This window comes from Litorilinea aerophila (genome assembly GCF_006569185.2).
Classification (GTDB): domain Bacteria; phylum Chloroflexota; class Anaerolineae; order Caldilineales; family Caldilineaceae; genus Litorilinea; species Litorilinea aerophila.
Genome location: NZ_VIGC02000042.1, coordinates 15,536 through 35,191, shown reverse-complemented (window position 1 = coordinate 35,191; position 19,656 = coordinate 15,536). Strand labels below are relative to the sequence as shown.

The following is a 19,656-nucleotide window of genomic DNA, read 5'->3' as shown; positions in this document are numbered from 1 at the left end:
TCGATTATCACGTCCATTGAGGAGGCATCATGGATTACGGCAAGGCCCTGACCTTCATTACCGAAGACGAACGCTGGCAGGAAAAGATTGCCATCGGCACCGGCATCATCCTCCTGAGCTCCATCCTCTCCATCGTCCTGATCGGTGTGTTGGGTTTCTTCATTGTCATGGGCTACGGCGTGCGGCTGATGCAGAACGTACGCGACGGCGCGCCCCACCCTCTGCCCGAGTGGGATCAGTGGGGCGACGACTTGATGCGGGGATTCAAACTCTTCGTGGTGGCGTTGGTCTGGTCTTTGCCCCTGGTGCTCTTCTGGATCCCGGTGGTCATCGGCGGCGCCATGGCCGACAGCCGCGGCGCAGCCGAATTCATCGGCACGACCCTGGCGCTCTGTGGGAGCTGCCTGATGGTGCTCTACGGCCTCTTCCTGGCGGTGATGGCTCCCGGCTTCTCCATCGCCTTCGCCACGGATGAGGAGATCCGCAGCGGCCTGCAGTTCCGGGAGATCTGGGAGTGGACGGTGGAGCACATCGGCCAGATCATCGTGGTGGCCCTGGTCTACCTGGTGGCCAGCATCCTGATCAGCCTGGTGGCCGGGATCGTGGGCACCCTGCTCTGTCTGGTGGGCCTGGTGGTGACCGTCCCCCTGGGAACCCTGGTCACCTACCTGTTCGAGTATCACCTCTTCGGCCAGCTGGCCCATGCCTATCCCTTCCCGGCGACAGCGGCGTCCTATACGTCCTATGCGCCCTACGGATCCCCGACCGCCCAGGAGGAGAGCCCTGCCCCGGCTGAAGATGAAGGCGCCGGGGACGAACCGCCCACGCCGCCCACCGTTCCGAACGCCTGACCGACCCAGGCAACGCCAACGACGAGAAACAACAACAAGGAACAACAAAACGAGGGGGGCTCCGTGCAGGCCTGCACGGAGCCCCCCTCGTGACTTTGCCAGCCAGCGCAGCACTGGCTCGCGCGGGTGCCTACTGGGCCTTCACCTCCGTCCAGATCCGGTCCCACAGCAGGGTCCCCTCACCCAGGTCCCGCAGAAACTCCATGCGGTCCAGCGTCTCAGCAGCGGGATAGATGCCGGGATCTTCCTTGATTTCGTCCAGGATGTAGGGCTCGGCAGCCTGGTTGGGGCTGGCGTAGTAGGTGAAGTTGGTCAGCATGCCGCCGATCTCGGGATCCAGGAGGTAGTTGATCAACACCTCGGCCGTGTAGGGGTTGGGGGCTGTCTTGGGAATGGCCAGGTTGTCCGTCCAGATGATGCCCCCCTCCTGGGGAATGATGTAGCCCAGGTTCATATCCGGATTCTCATAGATGACCCGGAAGTAGTCGCCGCTCCAACCGTGGCCGATCACCACGTCGCCGCTGGCCAGCAGATCCTCGAAGGACTCGCTGTCGAAGGTGGCCACGTAGGGCTTGACCGCCAGGAGCACGGCCTTGGCCTGTTCCAGCTCATCGGGGTCGGTGCTGTTGGCGCTGTAGCCCAGGTACTTCAACACGGCGCCGATGAGTTCCCGGGGGTCATTCAACAGGGAGATGCGCCCCGCGTATTGGGCGGCCTGCTCTGGATCGAAGAGATAGGCCCAGCTGTCCGGCTCCGTCCCCACCTCGTCCAGGTTGTAGCCGATGCCGGTGGTCCCCCACTGGTAGGGAACCGAATAGACGTTGCCGGGGTCATAGGGGGCTTCGGTAAACCGGGGGTAGAGATTGGCCAGGTTGGGGATGTTGGCATGATCCAGCTCCCGCAACATGTCCAGCTCCCGCATGGTGGTCACCATGTAGTCGCTGGGCACGATGAGGTCATAGCCAGATGCGCCTGCCTGGAGCTTGGCCAGCAGATCCTCGTTGCTGGCGTAGGTGTCGTAGACCACCTCCACGCCACATTCTTCCTCAAAGCGGGTGAGGATTTCTGGATCGATGTAATCCGTCCAATTGTAGAAGTACACCCGCTCGCTCAGCCGGCTGGGATCGCCACAGCGGCCGCTGATTTCCGCCGGGGCGGCCTGTTCAGTGCCACTGTCGGCGCCGGCGGCAGGGGCCGGTTCCTGGGCGGGGCTCTGGACACAGGCCGCCATCAGCAGGAGGGCCGCCAGGCACACGGCCAGGGAAATAGCTCTCTCTTTCATGGACATTCCACTCCTTTTGCACCGATTGAAGACTCCACTGAAGAAACCACAGATTTCACTGATGAACAGAGATTTTGCCAGATTTCTCTGGAAATCCCCCGCGCCCGCTGACCTCGGCCCCTTTCAACGGTGCCAGTCGCCGCCCCGGCGCTGCACCAGGAGGGAGGCCACCACCAGGATCATGGAGGCCAGGATCATGAGGGTGCTCAGGGCATTGATCTCGGGCGTGACGCCGGTCTTCACCATGCTGTAGATGCGCAGGGGCAGGGTGGTGCTGCCCGGGCCGCTGGTGAAAAAGGTGATGACAAAATCGTCCAGGCTCAGGGTGAAGGCCAGCAGCGCGCCGCCCAAAATGCCCGGCGCGATCAGGGGCAGGGTCACATGACGAAAGGTCTGCCATTCGTTGGCGTAGAGGTCCTGGGCGGCCTCTTCCAGGGCGTGGTCAAACCCGGCCAGCCGGGCCCGGACGATCACCGCCACAAAGCTGATGTTGAAGGCCACGTGGGCCAGGATGATGGTCTCCAGCCCCAGGGAAAAGCGCATCCCCAGCCAGCCCAGCAGATGGCCGGCCTGCACGAAGAACAACAGCAGCATCACGGCCATGGCGATGTCGGGGATGATGATGGGCAGGTAGAGCAGGCTGTCCACGCCCGTCTTCCCCCGGAACTGGAAACGCTCCATCCCCAGGGCGATCAGCGTCCCCAGCACCGTACTGATGACCGTGCTGCAGCCCGCCACGATGAGGCTGTTGCGCAAAGCCATCACGATGGCCTCGTTGTGCAAGAGCTTCCCATACCAGCGCAGGCTGAAACCGGTCCAATGGCTGAGGAGCCGGCCATCGTTAAAACTGAACAGAATCAGGACCAGCACCGGCAAGTAGAAGAACAAAAAGACTAGCCAGGCATTGGCAGCCAGGAGCCTGTCGGTGAGGCTACGGGGACGTTTTTGGATGGGAACCCGCTCCCGGGCGGCGACCCGCCGGGCAGTCAGCACAGAAGGGGTGGTGGTCAAAGGGTCTTCCCTCCTTTGCGGAAATAGATCAGGGTGGCGACCAGTACCAAAGCCATGAGGACCATGCTGAGCGCGGAGCCGAAGGGCCAATCCCGCACGGTGAGGAACTGGCTCTGGATCAAATTGCCAATCATCACCGTCTTGGCGCCGCCCAACAGGTCCGGGGTGACGAAGGCGCCCAGGCTGGGGATGAAGACCAGGATGCTGCCGGCGATGACCCCTGGCATGCTCAAGGGGAGCAGCACCGTGCGAAAGGCCTGCCAGCCGCTGGCGTACAGGTCGTGGGCTGCTTCGATGAGGCTGAAGTCGATCCGCTCGATGGCCGCGTACAGGGGCAAGATCATGAAGGGCAGGTAGCCGTAGACCAGGCCCACCAGCACAGCCCCGTCGTTGAACAGGAGCTGCAGCGGGGTGTCGATGAGGCCCAGGGAGAGCAAGAGGGTGTTGATGGGGCCATCGTTGCCCAGAATCACCCGCCAGGCGTAGGTGCGGATGAGGAAGTTGGTCCAGAAGGGGACCATAACCAGCACCAGCAGAAAGTTGCGCACGCTGGCCCGCTCCTGGCGGACGATGTAGTAGGCGAAGGGGTAGCCGATGACCAGGCAGAGCAGGGTATTGGCCAGGGCCAGGAAGGCGCTCCGCCCCAGAATGCTCAGGTACAGGGGATCGGCGACCCGCACATAGTTGAGCAGGTTGAACTCCCAGACCAGCTGGCCGTAGGCGCCCCGTTTCAAAAAGCTGTAGGTCAACACAATACCCAGGGGCACCAGGAAAAAGATCAACAGGTAGAAGGTGGCAGGGCCGACCAGGGTCGCCAGCAGGACCCGTTCTCGCCTGCGCACCGCCGACGGGATGGGTGTGGTCATTGCTGGTTTACTCCGTCAACAGGCTGGCGTTGTGGGCGCGCCAGGCCACATAGACCGGATCGCCGATGGCGACGGTGGCGGCCATGCCGGTATAATCCTCGTTCTGTTGCCGGGCCGTGACCACCACATCGCCGGGAAGCGCCACGTCGTAATAGGTATCGGTGCCCAGATAGACAATGTTGCGGACCCGGCCGTTGAAGACGTTGCGCACATCGGGGGGCGTCCCCACGCCCAGGAAGATCTTCTCCGGCCGAATGGCCAGGGTCACCGGCGTGCCCTGGGGCAGGATCTGATCCTCGTGGAGCACGTGGGCCACCTGGCCGTTCTTGAGCTGCACGTGGGCCAGCTCGCTGTCATTGTCGATGATGACCCCGTCCAGAAAGTTGGTTTCGCCGATGAAGTCCGCCACGAAACGGGTCTTGGGCTCCTCGTAGAGGTCATAGGGGCGATCCACCTGGAGCACCACGCCCTCGTTCATGACCGCGATGCGGTCAGACATGGTCAGGGCTTCTTCCTGATCGTGGGTCACGTAGATGAAGGTGATGCCCACCTGCTGCTGGATGCGCTTGAGCTCTTCCTGCATGGCCTGGCGCAATTTCAGGTCCAACGCGCCCAGGGGTTCATCCAGCAGCAGCACTTCCGGGTTGTTGACCAGGGCTCGGGCCAGGGCTACCCGCTGCTGCTGGCCGCCGGAGAGCTGCCCCGGCCGCCGGTCACCCATTTTTTCCAGGCGCACCAGCCGCAGGGCTTCATCCACCCGGGCGGCAATTTCCTCCCGGGGCACTTTTTTCATGCGCAGGCCAAAGGCGATGTTCTCCCGCACAGTCATGTGGGGAAAGAGGGCATACCGCTGGAATACGGTGTTGACGGGGCGGCGGAAGGCTGGCTGATCGGCCATCTCCCGACCGTGGATGAGGACACTGCCGCTGGTGGGTAGCTCCAGCCCGGCGATCATGCGCAGGATGGTCGTCTTGCCGCAGCCACTGGGACCCAGCAGCGAGAAGAATTCGCCATCGTAAATGGTGAGGTTCACGTGGTCGACGGCCACGATGATCTCCCCATGGGGATCCACAAAATGCTTGACCAGATTTCGCAATTCGACAGCCGGCCTTGGGCTCTGCTGCGCCATCTTTTCTTCTATCACCCCCCAACCTGTCTAACGGGGCGCGCGGTGGGTGGATGCCACTGCGCACCCGCTAACCATGAATGATGGAACGAATGGTCTTACCCCAGGGTGCCCATGACGTTGGGAACGCCACCGGCTTCCGGGCCTCCCAGGCCAAGATGGCCATCTTACGTTTGATTCTGAGGCCTGTCAAAATCGGCCCACCCCATGCACGCACTCCCATGCAATCAAACAATAAAGAGGGGACACGCCCTGGCGTGCCCCCTCACCGCTACACCTGTTCAGACCGGTGTCCACTTGCGTGGCAAAAATGTCAGCCGCCCGGGAGGATGCCCCTGTGGACATCGCCCCAGGCTCGACACACCAGTCAGGGGTCGGCGGGTTGGCCGTCGCCAGTCTGGCCCGATGGGGCCATGGATGGATTGGCCGGCACCGGATTGGCAGCAGACTGGGCCGCCATCTCCAGGAAGAGGCGATGCCAGCGCACGTCGTCGGTCAGTTCCGGATGGAAAGCCGTGGCCAGGATGGTGCCCTGCCGCACGGCCACGATGACTTCCGCCGGCGCTTCTTCTGTTTTTGGCGCTGTTTCGGTGGCACCTTCGGATCCGGCGGCGGCCTCTTCCCCGGCCCCGCGCCGACGGAACCCTGGGCGCAGGAACGGCGCCACGGCCAGGGTGGCCAGCACCTCCACGCCGGGCTCCACCGCAGTGATGGCGGGCGCACGGATGAAGACCGCCGGGCAGGGTTCTGGCCCCAGGGCCGGAACGTGCAACAGGGTCTCGAAGCTTTCCGTCTGGCGACCGAAGAAGTTGCGGTTCACGGTCACCCGCAGCCCCCCCAGCAAAGGCTGACCGCCCGCCTTCTGGCCGGTGGCCTGCTCCGCCAGCAGAATCATGCCGGCGCAGGTTCCCCAGATGGGCCGCCCCGTCTGCACCCACCGACGCAGCGGCTCTACCAGGCCCCAGCGCGCGGCGATCAGCCCGATGGTGGTGCTCTCGCCGCCGGGGATGATCAGCCCGTCCAGTTGGGCCAGTTGTTCCGCTTTGCGGACCTCCACGGCCTCCGCGCCCAATCGACGCAGGACCTGGATATGTTCCGCAAAGGCGCCCTGGAGGGCCAGGACGCCGATTCGCAAGGGTGCTGTCTCAGCCATTGGGATGGGCCTTCAGCTCAAAAATTCGCTCCCATGGGGCCTGACCTGCTGTCGGCCAGGCCGCCCCTGATTACCAGCCCCGGTGGGCCATCTTCTCCTGCTCGGAGAGGGTATCCAGGTTGATGCCCACCATGGGCTCGCCCAGGTCTTCGCTCACCTCGGCCAGGATCTGGGGATCGTTGTAGTGGGTGACCGCCTGGACGATGGCCCGGGCCCGCTTTTCCGGGTTCCCGCTCTTGAAGATGCCGGAGCCCACAAAGACGCCGTCCATGCCCAACTGCATCATCAGGGCGGCATCGGCCGGCGTGGCCACGCCCCCGGCGGCAAAGTTGACCACGGGCAGGCGTCCCAGCTCCGCGGTCTGCTTCACCAGGTCGTAGGGCGCCCGGATCTCCTTGGCATAGGCAAACAACTCGTCCTCGTCCATGGTCTGCAGGCGGCGGATCTCGCCCATGACGGCCCGGGCGTGGCGCACGGCCTCCACCACGTTGCCGGTGCCTGCTTCGCCCTTGGTCCGGATCATGGCCGCCCCCTCGGCGATGCGACGCAGGGCCTCGCCCAGGTTCCGGCACCCACAGACAAAGGGCACCTTGAACTTATGCTTGTTGATGTGGTGCTCCTCGTCCGCCGGGGTCAGCACCTCGCTCTCGTCGATGTAGTCCACCCCCAGGGCTTCCAGGATCTGGGCCTCCACGAAGTGGCCGATGCGGACCTTGGCCATGACCGGGATGGTGACTGCTTCCATGATCTCTTTGATCTTGCGGGGATCGCTCATGCGGGCCACACCGCCGTCCCGGCGGATGTCGGCCGGTACCCGTTCCAGGGCCATGACGGCGCAGGCACCGGCTTCCTCGGCGATGCGGGCCTGCTCCGCGGTCACCACATCCATGATCACGCCGCCCTTCAACATCTGGGCCAGGCCGGCCTTGACGGCGAAGGTGCCGGTCTGGGCGCCATTGCTGCCGTTCAGTCGCTTATCGTCGCTCATCTGGCTCTCCATTCTTCACTCGTGCCCATGGGCAATTGCCCATGGGACAGAAAAGCGAATTACAGCCTGGCCTCAATCCAGCGGCAGGAATTCGACGGCATTCCCTCTGGTTGGCACCATCGGCGAATTTCTGCCAGGATTCACCAGGACTGTCGAGGGGCGTACATGCGCCCAGGCGTTGGATGGCCCGTCGGGTGTGTACATCCTGCGCGCCACGCGCGACGTCAGAATCCGTTGATCCATTTCGCCGGGCTGTACGACACATCCGCTGCCTCTCCCCTGGTCGATCCCGGCCCTGGGGTGGGCCATCGCCGCCAGAGACAACCCTGCCGTGTAATCGCCTGGCCGGTCATGTCCAAGGGATGCGGCGCCGTTGAAAGGGGAAAGCCGGCGTTGACGGCAGGTCAAGTTCTTATTTTAGTGCAAAGGATCCGAAGAGACAAAAGAACCCATGCCCAGGGAGGCGTACGGGCCCTGCCTCATGCCCCTGACGCCGGGCCCGGGGAAAGCCGGACCATGCGGCGGTCGCGAATGGGCACATATCGGGGCCGCAGATGGGCGATGGCCGCCAGCAGCCACGGCGCGGTCGCCCAGGCCAGGGCCGCCAGGCGGGGCCGCCACGCCAGCCAGTACAGCAGGCGGGCCAGCTGCCCCCGCCGCCGGAGTTGCCCCAGGATGGGGTGACCCAACAGGCGGCGCCGATAGCTGGCAAAGGAAAAGTCCGCCCGGTCAAAGGCCGCCTGGATCTCGGCGGCTGCAGCGTCGCCGTAGGCCAGGGCAAAGGCGATGCCCTCGCCGAAGAGGGGATCCACGCCCGCGGCGTCGCCCACGAAGAGCACCCGGGGTGCGGAAAGGGGGGTGCCCGGGTCGAACCAGCGAATTGGATGCCCCTGCACCCCTTCGGCTGCCCCTTCCCACCCCCGGCTGGCCAGGGCCCGGGTCAGCTGCTGGCGCAGGGAGGCGCGCCCCAGCCGGGCGTGGATACGGGCATCGTACACACCCCGGTTCATGAAGGCCCGGCCCTGGATGAAGCTGGGGAAGTCCCAGTAGTAGCCCTGGAGGCCGTGGGCCATGGGGGAGAAATCGAAGACAGCCACCCGCTCCTGGAATTCGAAGCACGAGGCCGGATCCTCCGGGGTCAACACCTCCAACAGGCGGGCGGTGTGGCCGGGCCGGGCCAGTTGAAGCTGCCGACGCACCAGGCTGTTGGCGCCGTCCGCGGCCACCAGCACCCGGGCCTCAAAACGGCGCCGGGCGGTGAGCACCTCCACATGGGTGGGATACCGGCGCACGGCGTGGACCGCCTCCCCCTGATGGACGGTCACGCCCTGCCCGGCCACCTTCTGCAGCAGCCAGTGGTCGAACTCCTCCCGGCGAACCACCCGCAGGATGGGTTCATCCCGCAGGGCGAAGCGCTGCTGACCGTAGACCAGGCGAATCTCCGTCACCGGCAGGTGGGGCGGCTCGAAAGCCAGCCCCAAGCGGGCCAGAATCTGGACACCGAAGGGGGTCACGCCGCCGCCACAGAGCTTGTGACGGGGATGGACCGCCTTGTCCACCAGGGCCATCCGGTCGGCCCAGTGGAGACTGGCCTGCAGCAGGTGCAGGGCCGTGGAGGTGCCCGCCGGCCCCGCGCCCACGATGAGTACATCCACTTTTTCTGTCGGTAAATCCAGGCTTGTCACGGTTCAACTCCCCATTAAACCTCAAACCTCCTTGTGCGCGCTTTCATCCACAGCACGACCTTTCCAGATTAGACGCGAGCCACGGATTCCACGGATGAGCACGGATGGGCAGGTCCGGTCTCCTGGCCGGACATCCGCTCCCGGCGGGACGGGAACCCATGTCACGCAGGGATGCGTGACCTACGGCTCGTGTGGATTTTTCATCCGCCCGCGACGCCATGAAGGCCCATGAACCGCTCAGATGCCGTCTCCGCGTCACGGTGGTAGCCCGTGTGGGGAAGGAGCATCCTCCCCTGAAAAAGTGGAACACGGATGAGCACGGATGGGTAGGTCCGGTCTTCTGGCCGGACATCCGCTCCCGGCGGGACGGGAACCCATGTCACGCAAGGATGCGTGACCTACGGCTCGTGCGGATTTTTCATCCGCCCGCGACGCCATGAAGGCCCATGAACCGCTGAGATGCCGTCTCCGCGTCACGGTGGTGGTCTGTGGACGGCGTGAGCATCCCCAGATGTGGTGTCATCCGTGGAAGCTGTAGTTGAAAACAAAGTACAAAGATAGTGCCACAGATTATACCGATTGCCTTATGAAATGGCACGCATGACATGGCAGGTCCGGTTTCCATACCGGACACCAACGCCTCTCGAGCAGGCAATCGGTATTCCACAGACACCCGGAACGCTGCGCACCTGATGAGCAAAAATCGGGACGCAGATGCACGCAGGCTTCCGCACGCAGATTTCTTTGCGCCTTTGCGCCCTGGCGTCTTTGCGTTGGATTTATGCCCCCCTGCAAAAAGGGCATTTTTGAACGCAAAGGCGCAAAGAAAAGCAGGAGAGAATCGCCCGAATCAGCGTTCATCTGCGTGGGTCAGCGCCCTCATTTGACCCTTTTGCAGCAGAGCCATTTATGGAGCAGATTAAGGAGATTGTCTACCAAAAACCCAGAAAACTTCCAGGGTTTATTCTCAATAGGAGCAAAATATAAAAGCTGTGGTATACTGCCGTCAGATGGGCATGGGGCTCGTCGGTTGAGGGTGTTCCATGTCTGTTCGGCAGAGGTGAAAAGGCATGGACACGCTCCTGGAGGCCCTGCTGGAACGTCCGCAGAGCACGCCGGGTTGTTGAAGCATCTGGCCAATCAACAGCGCAATGGCCAGAGAGAGAAAGAAACGAAATCAGGAGGGGACCATGCCAGTACAGTCTGGCGTAAATACCCCGGCAGAAATTCGACGCTCCCGCCTCGAGAGGAAACTGCCGGTGCCTTTTTGTTGGGATTTACGAGCCGTTTGGAGGCGTCGTTGGGGCGAGGATCCTTGGCCATCACGGTCACGGCCCGGCAGCAGAGAACGGGCATGAAACCACGCACCTACCTGTACTGGTGCCTGGGACTCCTGATCGCAGCGCCGCTGCTGGCCCGAGTCCCCTGGTTTAGCAACGAGTATGTCCACACTGTCTTTGAAGTTACAGCCCTGACCCTGGCCTTTGTGGCCGGCAGCATCGCCCTCATCTACCACCGCAGCCGGCCAGCCTGGCAGTATCTCTTCCTGGGCGTGGGACTCTTCGGCACCGCGCTGCTGGACGGCGTCCATGTGTTGCTCACCCTGCCCATGTTCACCATGGCGGCCCAGGAGTCGGTGGCCAAGCTGGTCCCCTGGAGCTGGGTGCTCTCCCGTATCTACCTGGGGTTGACCCTGGCCCTGGGCGCTCTCTACCTGGAAAAGGAGACAGAGGAAGACGTCTTCCAAACCGTCGATCCTCGCCAATCGCAGCGCCAGCCCTCCAGCAACACCCAGACCCTCGTGATCCTGATCCTGGGATTCCTGGCGGTCCTGGTACTGGTGCTTTTTCTCTGGCTTCCCCTGCCCACAGCCATCAACATGCTCAGCCCGCTCCATCGTCCCCAGGAGCTGGCGGCAGGTTTCCTCTTCGCCCTGGCCTTCGCCCTGCTCTATCGCCGGCGCAACGACTTCATCGGCCCGCTGTTTCACTGGGTCCTGCTGAGCCTGGTCATCAACTCCTCCATCGAAATGTTCTACATGGCCTGGTCCGGCAGCCTCTACGACCCCCTGTTCAACTGGACCCACCTGGGCAAGATCGGGGCCTACGGGCTGATTGTGGCCGGCCTGGCCGCCAACAAGGCATACCTGGTCCAGGAGCTCCGGCGGCAGCACGTGGCCCTGCGCCAGAGCTATGAGCGGCTTCGGGAAGAGATCGAGCAGCGCATCCAGGCCGAGAAACAGGTCCGGGTCTACCAGCAGATCGTGGACGACATGCCCACCGGCGTCTTCGTCCTCTGCCTGGAGGATCCCGAGGATCTGGGGTCCTTTCGGGCCATCCTGGGCAACCGCAGCGCAGGGGAGACCCTGGGCGTCCGCCTGGCCGACTGGCTGGGCAAACGCCTGGATGAATTTCTCCCTTCCTCTCTGGAAACAGAGTTCCCCCGCATCTACCGGGAGGTGCTCCAGAGCCAGACCCCCCGGGATCTGGGCGACATCTACTACGAGCGAGACAACATCCGGGGACATTTCAACATCCGGGTCTTCCCCCTGGATGAGCAGCAGGTCTGCATCCTCTTTGAGGATGTCAGCCAGCGCCGGCAGATGGAGGATGAGCTGCGCCGGTATGCCGCCCGCCTGGAGGCCAGCAACCGGGAGCTCCAGGACTTCGCCTACATCGCCTCCCACGACCTGCAGGAGCCCCTGCGCAAGATTCGGGCCTTCGGCGACCGCCTGCTGCAGGTCAACCAGGGCCGCCTGGACGAGCGCTCCCAGGACTATCTGCGGCGAATGCAGGACGCAGCCCAGCGCATGCAGACCCTTATCGACGATCTCCTCACCCTCTCCCGGGTGACCACCCAGGGGCGCCCCTTCGTGCAGGTGGACCTGAACGCCATCGTCCGGGAGGTGATGGGCGACCTGGAAGCCCTCATCGAAGAGACGGGCGCCCGGATCGATGCCGATCCCCTCCCCACCATCTGGGCGGACCCCATCCAGATGCGCCAGCTCTTCCAGAACCTGATCAGCAACAGCATCAAATTTCGGCGGCCGGAGATTCCGCCCCACATCCAGATCCGACTGGTCCAGGATGGCCCGGGCAGCAGCGCAGACACATCCCCGCCGAACGAAGCCAGGAGCAACCCACCGGAAAAGCCGGTAACCATCCTGGTGGAAGACAACGGCATCGGCTTCGACAATGCCTATGCCGAGAAGATCTTTCAGCCGTTCCAGCGGCTCCACGGCCGGGCCCAATTCGAGGGCACGGGCATGGGGCTGGCCATCTGCCGCCGCATCGTGGAACGGCACAATGGAACCATCCGGGCCGAGGGACGTCTAAACCAGGGGGCCTGCTTCTGGATCACCCTGCCTAATGTGGCGCCGAAGCCAGAGGATTCACAGGGGTAGCTGTGCCCCGTTTGGGGTTTGTTTCAGCCGAAGGAGTGAAACCCAGTGCACCGCATGTACACCCCCAAACCCATTGCCCTGCTGATCGCCGAGGACGACCCGGACGATCGCCTGCTGACTCGAGAAGCCCTGGCGGAAAGCCGGCTCATCAACGACATCTATTTTGTGGAAGACGGCCAGGAACTGCTGGAATTCCTCTTCCGCCGGGGCCGCTATGCCGATCAGGATGTGCCCCGGCCAGGACTGATCCTGCTGGACCTGAACATGCCGCGCCTGGACGGACGGGAAGCCCTGCGGGAGATCAAGCAGGACCCTTGCCTGCGCCGCATTCCCGTGGTGGTCCTGACCACCTCCAAGGCCGAGGAGGACATCGTCTCCACCTACGACCTGGGGGTGAACTCCTTCATCGTCAAGCCGGTTACCTTCGAGGCCCTCATCGAAGTGATGCAGACCCTGAGCCGCTACTGGTTCGAAATTGTGGAGCTGCCCAACGGCGCGGCCCGGGGCTCCGATGCGCCGGCCAGCGAAACACCCTGCCGGTGATGGCTGTCAGGGCGCGAGGAAGCGGATAGAGAGGGCGTGAAAGATAGAGCATGATGGACGCCATGATGGACGGGAAAGAACAGACCCAGGTGATCCCCCCAGGCCGGGAACTGGAGACCGATCAACCGGTCCACATCCTGCTGGTGGAGGACGACGAAGATGACTTCGTGCTGATCCAGGACTACCTGCGGGACTTTCGCTGGGCCAGGCCGGTGCTGGAATGGGTGGACAACTATGGCGCTGCGCTGGAATGCATCTGGGAAAATCGTCACGATGTCTACCTGATTGACTATTATCTGGGCGACCACACGGGGCTGGAGCTGCTGCAGGCAGCCTGGGAAGATGGCAGCCGGGGACCCTTCATCATGCTCACCGGCCAGGGTGCCCGGGACGTGGACCTGGCGGCCATGGCCGCGGGTGCGGTGGATTACCTCACCAAGGCCAACCTGGAGCCCGAGAACCTGGAGCGGGCCATCCGCTACGCCGTCCACCGCCGCCGGGTGGAACAAGAGCTGGCCGAGCTGCAGCGGCGCCTGCTGGACAGCCGGGAGGAGGAGCGGGCGGCCCTGGCCCGGGAACTTCACGACGGCCCCCTGCAGCTCCTGCTGGGCGCACACATGCACCTGGGTGTGCTGCGCAGCCAGCTGACCGGTGAACAGCGCGACCACCTGGAAAGCATCCTCCACACCCTGCAGGAGGTGAGCGATTCCCTGCGCCAGCTTACCGGCGAATTGCGGCCGCCGGCCCTCTCCTCCTTTGGGCTGGACAAGGCCATCCGCTCCTACATTCAATCCTTCCAGCGGCGTCACCCCCACATCCAGGTGACCTTGCGGCTGGCCAACGAAAACCGCCCGCTGGCCCACGAGACCCGCATCGCCCTCTACCGCATTTTCCAGAACGCCCTCAGCAACGTGGCCCAACATGCAGAGGCCGATCAGGTTCAGGTCGACCTATCCTTCCGCCAGAATCGGGTGCGCCTGCGGATCGAAGACAACGGCCGGGGCTTCCAGCTGCCCAGTTCCTGGTTGCAACTGGCCCGCCATGGCCACTATGGGTTGGTGGGTTCGGTGGAACGGGCCGAGGCCATCGGCGGTCGGCTGATGGTGCGCTCCGCGCCGGGCCAGGGGACCGCGGTGCTGGTGGTGGCCCCGCTCTCCCCAGCACCGGGATCAGCCGGATCCGAAAGCGATAACAAACGGGAAAGCCAGTGACGGGAGAAAGTGTCATGACGGCTGAAGGCAAGACCATCTCTGTGGTCCTCATCGACGATCACCCGGTAGTGCGCTCCGGCATCCGCATGTTGCTGGAACAGGCACCGGAGATCCGCATCGTGGGCGAGGCCGAGCGAGGCGACCGGGGCCTGGAGTTGATCGAACGCCTGCGCCCGGACGTGGTCCTGTTGGACATGGAGATGCCCGGGCGCAGCGGCCCCGAAGTGATGCGCCTGATCCAGGAGCGGGGTCTGCCGGTCAAGGTGTTGGCCCTCAGCGCCTACGACGACTCGGAATACATCCGCAGCCTGCTGGCCATGGGTGCCTATGGCTACCTGACCAAGGACGAAGCCCTGGACACCATCGTGGACGCGGTGCGGGGCGTGGCCGAGGGCCAGGAAGGCTGGCTCAGCCGGCGGGCCGCCGCCCAGCTCACCTCCATGGCCCGAACCGAAAGCAATCGCGGCCACGACCCCATCGAGTTGACCGAGCGGGAAGAAGAAGTGCTGCGATGCCTGGCCAAAGGATGGTCCAACGACCAGATCGCCGAAGCGTTGTACATCACCGAGCGCACTGTCCGCTACCACCTCACCAACATCTACCAGAAACTCCACGTCTCTACCCGGGGCGAGGCCATTGCCTGGGCCCTCCGGGAATGGGACGAACTGGAGGAATGACCCAGGCAGGGTGAACGGGATGCGGGTATCCTGCACCCTGCCCCCCCATCCCGTTCCCTCACCCAGGCCCCCCCACCCTGCCACCCCTGTTTCCCCACATTCATAGCTGACCATCGCCCGTGGACCCTGTCGCTCGCGCCAGGGGGCGACTTCCTCTTTCGCCGCCCCGGACTGGCGCTTCCACCGTGGCCGCGCGCTGTCTGGCGGAGTACGATTGGGGCGTAGCAGGGAAAGGCAGTTGGTGGACGGTAGTCGGTAGTCAGTAGACGGTAGACGGCTGTCTCGACCTGCCCAGGTCGGCCATGAGGTCGACAGGATAGAGAGTTTTGAACGCAATTGCAACCCGTGAAGGATTTCGGGAAGGAGTTAAGGAGTTACGCATGGCAACCAAAACCAAAGAGCGCTTGCAGAGTACAGATGTGGTGAAAGCCATGGGCATGGAGACGGATCAGGCCAAAGGTGTGGTCCAGATTTTGAGCCGGGTGCTGGCCGACATCCAGGTCCTGTACGTCAAGACCTTGAACTACCACTGGAACATTGTCGGCCCCGCCTTTTACAGCATCCACGAACTGCTGGAGGAACAGTACAACGCCCTCAAGCAGGCCGGGGACCAGGTGGCCGAGCGCATCCGCATGTATGGCCAGCCGGTCATCGGCAGCATGAAGGCCTTTCAGGCCCATGCCACCCTGCAGGAGAAGACCGAGGTCCAGCTCCTGGAGATCGACAGCATCCAGGAACTGGCCGACGACCACGAGGCCGTGGTTGCAGCCCTGCGCCAGGACATCACCACCTGCAGCGAGGAATACGAGGACGAGGGCGCCGCGGATCTGCTGACCGCCCTGCTCCAGGAGCACCAGAAGATGGCCTGGATGCTGCGCTCCATCGCCCGCTCATAAATTCTGGCAGAAAGTTGAACCTTGGTTCGTCCGGCCGAAGACTGGCCACTGGATGGACGTTCTTGAGAAATAGGGGAAAGGAGTTCAGCCATGAACCGCACCATGAACGCCAAAATTCGACAGGCGCGGGGTGTCTTGCGCCAGCAGTTGGGCCGCCTCACGGACGACCAGGTCGCCCAACTTCAAGGGACGGTGGAGGCCTTCATCGGCCAACTGCAGGAGAAATACGGCTATACCCGGTCCGAGGCCAGTGAGATGGCCCGGGATCTCTTCGAGCAGTACGCCCACTCCCTCAAAGAGTCGGTACGGGACCACCTGCCCGAGATCGAGATTCACCCGTCCCGGGCCCAACGGCGCCGTCGCCGGGCCACGTGGATTCGCCGGACCCTGACGGTCCTGGGCGTGGCTGTGGCCGCCCTCTTTGTCGTGCGACAGTTCCAGGGCAACGGCCAATCCCAGGAGAGCTGACCCACGCCCGCTCGGGCGAATACCGGATGCCCCTGGGCGGATCCCCCGGTCCGCTCAGGGCCAGCCCGAATCACCATACATACGATCACAGAAGATACGATCACAGAAAGGAACCTCCCATGAACAGCGATATTCTGAAGGGGAAGTGGACCCAGATCAAAGGCCACATCCGTGAGAAGTGGGGTGAGCTGACCGACGACGAACTGGATCAAATCCAGGGAGAACGGGAACAGCTGGTCGGCAAGCTCCAGGAGAAGTACGGCTGGAAGCGGGAAGAGGCCGAGCGCGAGGTGGATTACTACCTGGACGCGCTCATGCGCCAGATCGGCGTGTAGGGCCATCCCCGAGACGGCTGTCTTTTTGGCCAGCGGCATTTCCTGCCCGTCACATGCAGGTCTTCTGCCGCCGGATTGACGGCAGCTCCATGAACCGCACGGGCGGACAGGGTTCCCTGTCCGCCCGCTTTTTTGGAAGCCGGAGAGTGGAAAGGGTGGAAGCCGGGAAGTGGAACGGCGGAAAGCCGAAGGAAAGGAAGGTGAATCATGCCCTGGAGTGAAAACGACTATCCCAGCTCTATGAAGAATCTCCCCAAACGGGTGCGCAACAAGGCCATCGAAATCGCCAATGCCCTGCTGGAAGAGGGCTACGAGGAAGGACGGGCCATCGCCATTGCCATCTCCCAGGCCCGGGAATGGGCCGAAAATCACCCGGCTGGGGAAAAGAGCGACAAGTAAGGATGGGCCCCATGGCCACAGGGCTCCGGTCCTGTGGCCACCACTTCCAAGGGCGGAAATGACACCAAATGACAGGAAAAGGGAAGGGAAAAAGATGAATGACAGCTACAAAAAGTTGACCCTGGCGTTGGCCATCAATGGCGTGGTGATGTTCTTCCTGACCTACGCGCTTATCGCCCAGTTGGACCACTTCTACGTCAACATCAATCGGGTGTACATGGCGCTGATGATGGTCGCGCCCATGGTTGTGGTCATGGTTTTGGTGATGCGTTCCATGTATCCCAACAAGGCGCTGAACTACGCCCTGGTGGCAGGCTCGGCCCTGGCCTTTGTCCTCATTTTCTCCCTGGCGCGGATGCAGGTGCCGGTGGGCAATGAGCAGTTCTTGCGTTCCATGATCCCGCACCACTCCAGCGCCATCTTGATGTGCGAACAATCCACCATCACCGACCCGGAAATCGTCAGCTTGTGTGAGCAGATCGTGGAAGCCCAGCGGGAAGAGATCGCGCAGATGAAGCAGATCCTGACCCGCTATTGACCCTGGCGCCGGTGTCTTCTCCCAGATGCACATCGGCCGATCACGTAAAAGGAGGTTGCAATATGCTTGGCACTTTGAAACGCCACTGGTGGCTATTGGTCCTGCGGGGCCTTGCGGCGGTTCTCTTTGGGGTGCTGGCCTTCATCTGGCCCAACCTGGCCCTGGCCAGCCTGGTTCTACTCTTCGGGGCCTACGCCCTGGTGGACGGTGTGCTCACCCTCATCGCGGCCTTCCGCCGCACCGACACGGACCGCCACTGGTGGGTGCTGCTCCTGGAGGGGGTGGTGGGCATCCTGGCCGGTGTGGCCGCCTTCGTCTGGCCGGGCCTCACCGCGCTGGCCCTGCTCTACCTGATCGCGGCGTGGGCCATCATCACCGGCATCTTTGAGATCATTGCGGCCATCCGCCTGCGAGAAGAGATCGAAGGCGAGTTCTGGTTGGGCCTGGGCGGCCTGCTCTCCCTCATCTTCGGCATCCTGCTGGTACTGATGCCGGGGCCAGGCGCCCTGGCGGTGGTCTGGCTGATTGCCGGCTACGCCATCGTCTTCGGCGTGCTCCTGGTGATCCTGGGCTTCCGGGTTCGCCAGGCGCCCACCATCGATCGGGTCAACCCGGTCACCTCATAGTTCCCCCATGATAGTTACCCCATGGCATAGTCACCGCATAGCGCCGGCCCCCATAGCGCCAGCCCCAGGACGCCTGTCGGATGCGCCAGGAATTCCTGGCGCATCCGACGCCACAAGACTGGCGCCGGGGCCGTTGGCCGGCTCCAGGTTCGCCTGTACACTGGGGTCATGACGTTGAAGTGAAATACAGCCACTGAAAGCACAGTCGCTGTAGTCACAACAGTAGAGTCAAAACAGTAACCACAACACATTGTGAAAGGAGTTCACATCATGGGTCTTTGGAGCCTTATCGTCTGGATTGTGATCGGTGCCGTGGCCGGCTGGATCGCCGGTGAGCTGATGCGAGGCCATGGCTTTGGCTTCCTGGGCAACCTGGTGGTCGGCATCCTGGGTGCCATCCTGGGTGGTTGGATGTTCAGCTTGCTGGGCCTGACCGCCTACGGGTTCATCGGATCCCTCATCACGGCCACTGTCGGTGCCATCGTCCTGCTCTTCATCGTCGGTCTGATGCGGCGGACGGCCGTCTGACCGACCCATCTGCAGCGACCGGGCGCCCCATTCCCCCTGGGGCGCCCGGTTTTAAATCCCCCGGTTTGGGAGCCAAGAACCAAGAAGGGAGAAGAAGATGCGCAGGCCCCTCTCATTTCCAGGTCGAAGCGGCCGCTCCGCTGTTCGTCGCCGGGGTTCTTCCCTGGGTGGCCGCCTCCTCATCGCCATCATTTTGGTCCTCTTTTCCCTGGGCGCCTACTACTTCGGCACCCAGGAAGTCTACAACCCGGTTACCGAAGAAACCCAACGGGTGAGCCTGACCGTGGATCAGGAGATCCAGCTCGGCCTCCAGGCAGCGCCCCAGATGGCCCGTCAGTTCGGCGGGTTGCATCCCAACAGCCAGTGGCAAAGCGTGGTGGACGAGGTGGGTCAGCATCTGGTGGCCAACTCGGTGGCGGCGGACACGCCCTATCGCTTCGAGTTCCACGTGCTGGCCGACGAGCAGACGGTCAATGCCTTCGCCCTGCCCGGCGGGCAGATCTTCATCACCGCGGCCCTCCTCCAGGCCCTGGAGACGGAAGGCCAACTGGCCGGCGTGCTGGCCCACGAGATTGGCCACGTGGTTGGCCGACATGCCGCCGAACAGATGGCCAAGGCCCGGCTCATGGAGGGCCTGGCCGGCGCAGCAGGGGTGGTCCTGACCGATCCCGAGAACCCCGACAGTGCCCAGGCCGCCCAGCTGGCTGCCGTGGTGGCCCAACTGGTCAACATGCGGCACAGCCGGGAAGATGAGCTGGAGTCGGATCGGCTGGGCGTGCGCATCATGGCCGACGCGGGCTACGATCCCCGGGCCCTGATCCGGGTGATGGAAATCCTGGCCGAAGCCTCTGGCGGCAGGGGTGGCCCGGAATTCTTCAGCACCCACCCCAACCCGGACAACCGCATCGCCCAAATTGAAGCCGCCATCGCTCGAGAATTCCCCAACGGACTCCCGGCCGATCTCACCCCCTGACCGGCAGGGAGTCCGCCCGGTTTCGCTCCCCCGCCGGGCAAAATTTACCCGTGTCCAGAGACACCCCATCCGGATCCCATGCCAGGGTAGAGGAACC

General features: G+C 63.4%; 20 protein-coding genes. 13 read left to right on the top strand and 7 right to left on the bottom strand.

Annotated elements, in window-relative coordinates; all coding sequences use genetic code 11:
• Window positions 1-29 precede the first annotated feature (29 nt).
• A complete protein-coding gene (locus FKZ61_RS21975; protein ID WP_141612295.1) occupies window positions 30-851 on the top strand; it encodes a DUF4013 domain-containing protein in 822 nt (273 codons plus the stop codon).
• Window positions 852-981: 130 nt separating this feature from the next.
• Here the strand turns inward: FKZ61_RS21975 and FKZ61_RS21970 are convergent, their stop codons facing one another.
• The 7 genes from FKZ61_RS21970 to FKZ61_RS21940 form a co-directional block, all read right to left on the bottom strand.
• A complete protein-coding gene (locus FKZ61_RS21970; protein ID WP_170200155.1) occupies window positions 982-2,133 on the bottom strand; it encodes an ABC transporter substrate-binding protein in 1,152 nt (383 codons plus the stop codon).
• Between the two features lie 123 nt (window positions 2,134-2,256).
• Complete coding sequence (locus tag FKZ61_RS21965) at window positions 2,257-3,144, bottom strand: ABC transporter permease (RefSeq protein ID WP_229964353.1); 888 nt, start codon at window positions 3,142-3,144, stop codon at window positions 2,257-2,259.
• The gene (locus FKZ61_RS21960; protein WP_141612293.1) at window positions 3,141-4,010 is read right to left on the bottom strand and encodes an ABC transporter permease; all 870 of its coding nucleotides are present in this window, start codon (window positions 4,008-4,010) and stop codon (window positions 3,141-3,143) included. The genes FKZ61_RS21965 and FKZ61_RS21960 overlap by 4 nt, the downstream gene beginning before the upstream one ends.
• Before the next feature lie 7 nt (window positions 4,011-4,017).
• Entirely contained in the window at window positions 4,018-5,139 is a 1,122-nt protein-coding gene (locus tag FKZ61_RS21955) for an ABC transporter ATP-binding protein (RefSeq protein ID WP_141612292.1), read from the bottom strand.
• A gap of 364 nt (window positions 5,140-5,503) precedes the next feature.
• Window positions 5,504-6,289 (bottom strand): pyridoxal 5'-phosphate synthase glutaminase subunit PdxT, encoded by a 786-nt coding sequence (pdxT, locus tag FKZ61_RS21950; RefSeq protein WP_141612291.1) that lies wholly within the window; start codon window positions 6,287-6,289, stop codon window positions 5,504-5,506.
• A gap of 70 nt (window positions 6,290-6,359) precedes the next feature.
• The gene (gene pdxS / locus FKZ61_RS21945; protein ID WP_141612290.1) at window positions 6,360-7,277 is read right to left on the bottom strand and encodes a pyridoxal 5'-phosphate synthase lyase subunit PdxS; all 918 of its coding nucleotides are present in this window, start codon (window positions 7,275-7,277) and stop codon (window positions 6,360-6,362) included.
• 479 nt (window positions 7,278-7,756) lie between these two features.
• Window positions 7,757-8,962, bottom strand: a complete 1,206-nt coding sequence (locus FKZ61_RS21940; RefSeq protein ID WP_141612289.1) for an FAD-dependent monooxygenase — start codon at window positions 8,960-8,962, stop codon at window positions 7,757-7,759.
• A gap of 1,354 nt (window positions 8,963-10,316) precedes the next feature.
• On the opposite strand from FKZ61_RS21940, the gene FKZ61_RS21935 reads away from it, so the two are divergent.
• The 12 genes from FKZ61_RS21935 (at window position 10,317) to FKZ61_RS21880 (ending at window position 19,559) form a co-directional block, all read left to right on the top strand.
• A complete protein-coding gene (locus tag FKZ61_RS21935) occupies window positions 10,317-12,365 on the top strand; it encodes a sensor histidine kinase (RefSeq protein WP_170200151.1) in 2,049 nt (682 codons plus the stop codon).
• A 54-nt stretch (window positions 12,366-12,419) separates the two neighbouring features.
• A complete protein-coding gene (locus FKZ61_RS21930) occupies window positions 12,420-12,908 on the top strand; it encodes a response regulator (protein WP_229964355.1) in 489 nt (162 codons plus the stop codon).
• A gap of 50 nt (window positions 12,909-12,958) precedes the next feature.
• A complete protein-coding gene (locus FKZ61_RS21925; protein WP_141612287.1) occupies window positions 12,959-14,119 on the top strand; it encodes a hybrid sensor histidine kinase/response regulator in 1,161 nt (386 codons plus the stop codon).
• 14 nt (window positions 14,120-14,133) lie between these two features.
• Complete coding sequence (locus tag FKZ61_RS21920; RefSeq protein ID WP_141612286.1) at window positions 14,134-14,796, top strand: response regulator; 663 nt, start codon at window positions 14,134-14,136, stop codon at window positions 14,794-14,796.
• A gap of 380 nt (window positions 14,797-15,176) precedes the next feature.
• Window positions 15,177-15,692, top strand: coding sequence for a Dps family protein (locus tag FKZ61_RS21915; RefSeq protein WP_141612285.1), 516 nt, complete (start codon window positions 15,177-15,179; stop codon window positions 15,690-15,692).
• A gap of 90 nt (window positions 15,693-15,782) precedes the next feature.
• Window positions 15,783-16,160, top strand: a complete 378-nt coding sequence (locus tag FKZ61_RS21910) for a CsbD family protein (RefSeq protein WP_141612284.1) — start codon at window positions 15,783-15,785, stop codon at window positions 16,158-16,160.
• Window positions 16,161-16,279: 119 nt separating this feature from the next.
• Window positions 16,280-16,495 (top strand): CsbD family protein, encoded by a 216-nt coding sequence (locus tag FKZ61_RS21905; RefSeq protein ID WP_141612283.1) that lies wholly within the window; start codon window positions 16,280-16,282, stop codon window positions 16,493-16,495.
• 207 nt (window positions 16,496-16,702) lie between these two features.
• Window positions 16,703-16,894 (top strand): DUF2188 domain-containing protein, encoded by a 192-nt coding sequence (locus FKZ61_RS21900; protein WP_141612282.1) that lies wholly within the window; start codon window positions 16,703-16,705, stop codon window positions 16,892-16,894.
• Between the two features lie 94 nt (window positions 16,895-16,988).
• Window positions 16,989-17,432 carry a DUF305 domain-containing protein gene (locus FKZ61_RS21895; protein ID WP_141612281.1) on the top strand — a complete coding sequence of 148 codons (444 nt, stop codon included), beginning with the start codon at window positions 16,989-16,991 and terminating at the stop codon, window positions 17,430-17,432.
• A 62-nt stretch (window positions 17,433-17,494) separates the two neighbouring features.
• Window positions 17,495-18,058: an HdeD family acid-resistance protein gene (locus FKZ61_RS21890; RefSeq protein ID WP_141612280.1), complete on the top strand. Its 564-nt coding sequence runs from the start codon at window positions 17,495-17,497 to the stop codon at window positions 18,056-18,058.
• A gap of 270 nt (window positions 18,059-18,328) precedes the next feature.
• Window positions 18,329-18,586, top strand: coding sequence for a GlsB/YeaQ/YmgE family stress response membrane protein (locus FKZ61_RS21885; RefSeq protein ID WP_141612279.1), 258 nt, complete (start codon window positions 18,329-18,331; stop codon window positions 18,584-18,586).
• Window positions 18,587-18,683: 97 nt separating this feature from the next.
• Window positions 18,684-19,559, top strand: a complete 876-nt coding sequence (locus FKZ61_RS21880; protein WP_141612278.1) for a M48 family metallopeptidase — start codon at window positions 18,684-18,686, stop codon at window positions 19,557-19,559.
• The last annotated feature ends 97 nt before the right edge of the window (window positions 19,560-19,656 follow it).

Bases quoted from the DNA above. Each gene is read 5' to 3' on its own strand.
- FKZ61_RS21900 (WP_141612282.1), top strand. From the start codon at position 16,703: ATGCCCTGGAGTGAAAACGACTATCCCAGCTCTATGAAGAATCTCCCC.
- pdxT (WP_141612291.1), bottom strand. From the start codon at position 6,289: ATGGCTGAGACAGCACCCTTGCGAATCGGCGTCCTGGCCCTCCAGGGC.
- FKZ61_RS21895 (WP_141612281.1), top strand. From the start codon at position 16,989: ATGAATGACAGCTACAAAAAGTTGACCCTGGCGTTGGCCATCAATGGC.
- FKZ61_RS21910 (WP_141612284.1), top strand. From the start codon at position 15,783: ATGAACCGCACCATGAACGCCAAAATTCGACAGGCGCGGGGTGTCTTG.
- FKZ61_RS21880 (WP_141612278.1), top strand. From the start codon at position 18,684: ATGCGCAGGCCCCTCTCATTTCCAGGTCGAAGCGGCCGCTCCGCTGTT.
- FKZ61_RS21920 (WP_141612286.1), top strand. From the start codon at position 14,134: ATGACGGCTGAAGGCAAGACCATCTCTGTGGTCCTCATCGACGATCAC.
- FKZ61_RS21905 (WP_141612283.1), top strand. From the start codon at position 16,280: ATGAACAGCGATATTCTGAAGGGGAAGTGGACCCAGATCAAAGGCCAC.
- FKZ61_RS21890 (WP_141612280.1), top strand. From the start codon at position 17,495: ATGCTTGGCACTTTGAAACGCCACTGGTGGCTATTGGTCCTGCGGGGC.
- FKZ61_RS21960 (WP_141612293.1), bottom strand. From the start codon at position 4,010: ATGACCACACCCATCCCGTCGGCGGTGCGCAGGCGAGAACGGGTCCTG.
- FKZ61_RS21915 (WP_141612285.1), top strand. From the start codon at position 15,177: ATGGCAACCAAAACCAAAGAGCGCTTGCAGAGTACAGATGTGGTGAAA.
- FKZ61_RS21970 (WP_170200155.1), bottom strand. From the start codon at position 2,133: ATGAAAGAGAGAGCTATTTCCCTGGCCGTGTGCCTGGCGGCCCTCCTG.
- pdxS (WP_141612290.1), bottom strand. From the start codon at position 7,277: ATGAGCGACGATAAGCGACTGAACGGCAGCAATGGCGCCCAGACCGGC.
- FKZ61_RS21935 (WP_170200151.1), top strand. From the start codon at position 10,317: ATGAAACCACGCACCTACCTGTACTGGTGCCTGGGACTCCTGATCGCA.
- FKZ61_RS21885 (WP_141612279.1), top strand. From the start codon at position 18,329: ATGGGTCTTTGGAGCCTTATCGTCTGGATTGTGATCGGTGCCGTGGCC.
- FKZ61_RS21925 (WP_141612287.1), top strand. From the start codon at position 12,959: ATGATGGACGCCATGATGGACGGGAAAGAACAGACCCAGGTGATCCCC.
- FKZ61_RS21930 (WP_229964355.1), top strand. From the start codon at position 12,420: ATGTACACCCCCAAACCCATTGCCCTGCTGATCGCCGAGGACGACCCG.
- FKZ61_RS21955 (WP_141612292.1), bottom strand. From the start codon at position 5,139: ATGGCGCAGCAGAGCCCAAGGCCGGCTGTCGAATTGCGAAATCTGGTC.
- FKZ61_RS21975 (WP_141612295.1), top strand. From the start codon at position 30: ATGGATTACGGCAAGGCCCTGACCTTCATTACCGAAGACGAACGCTGG.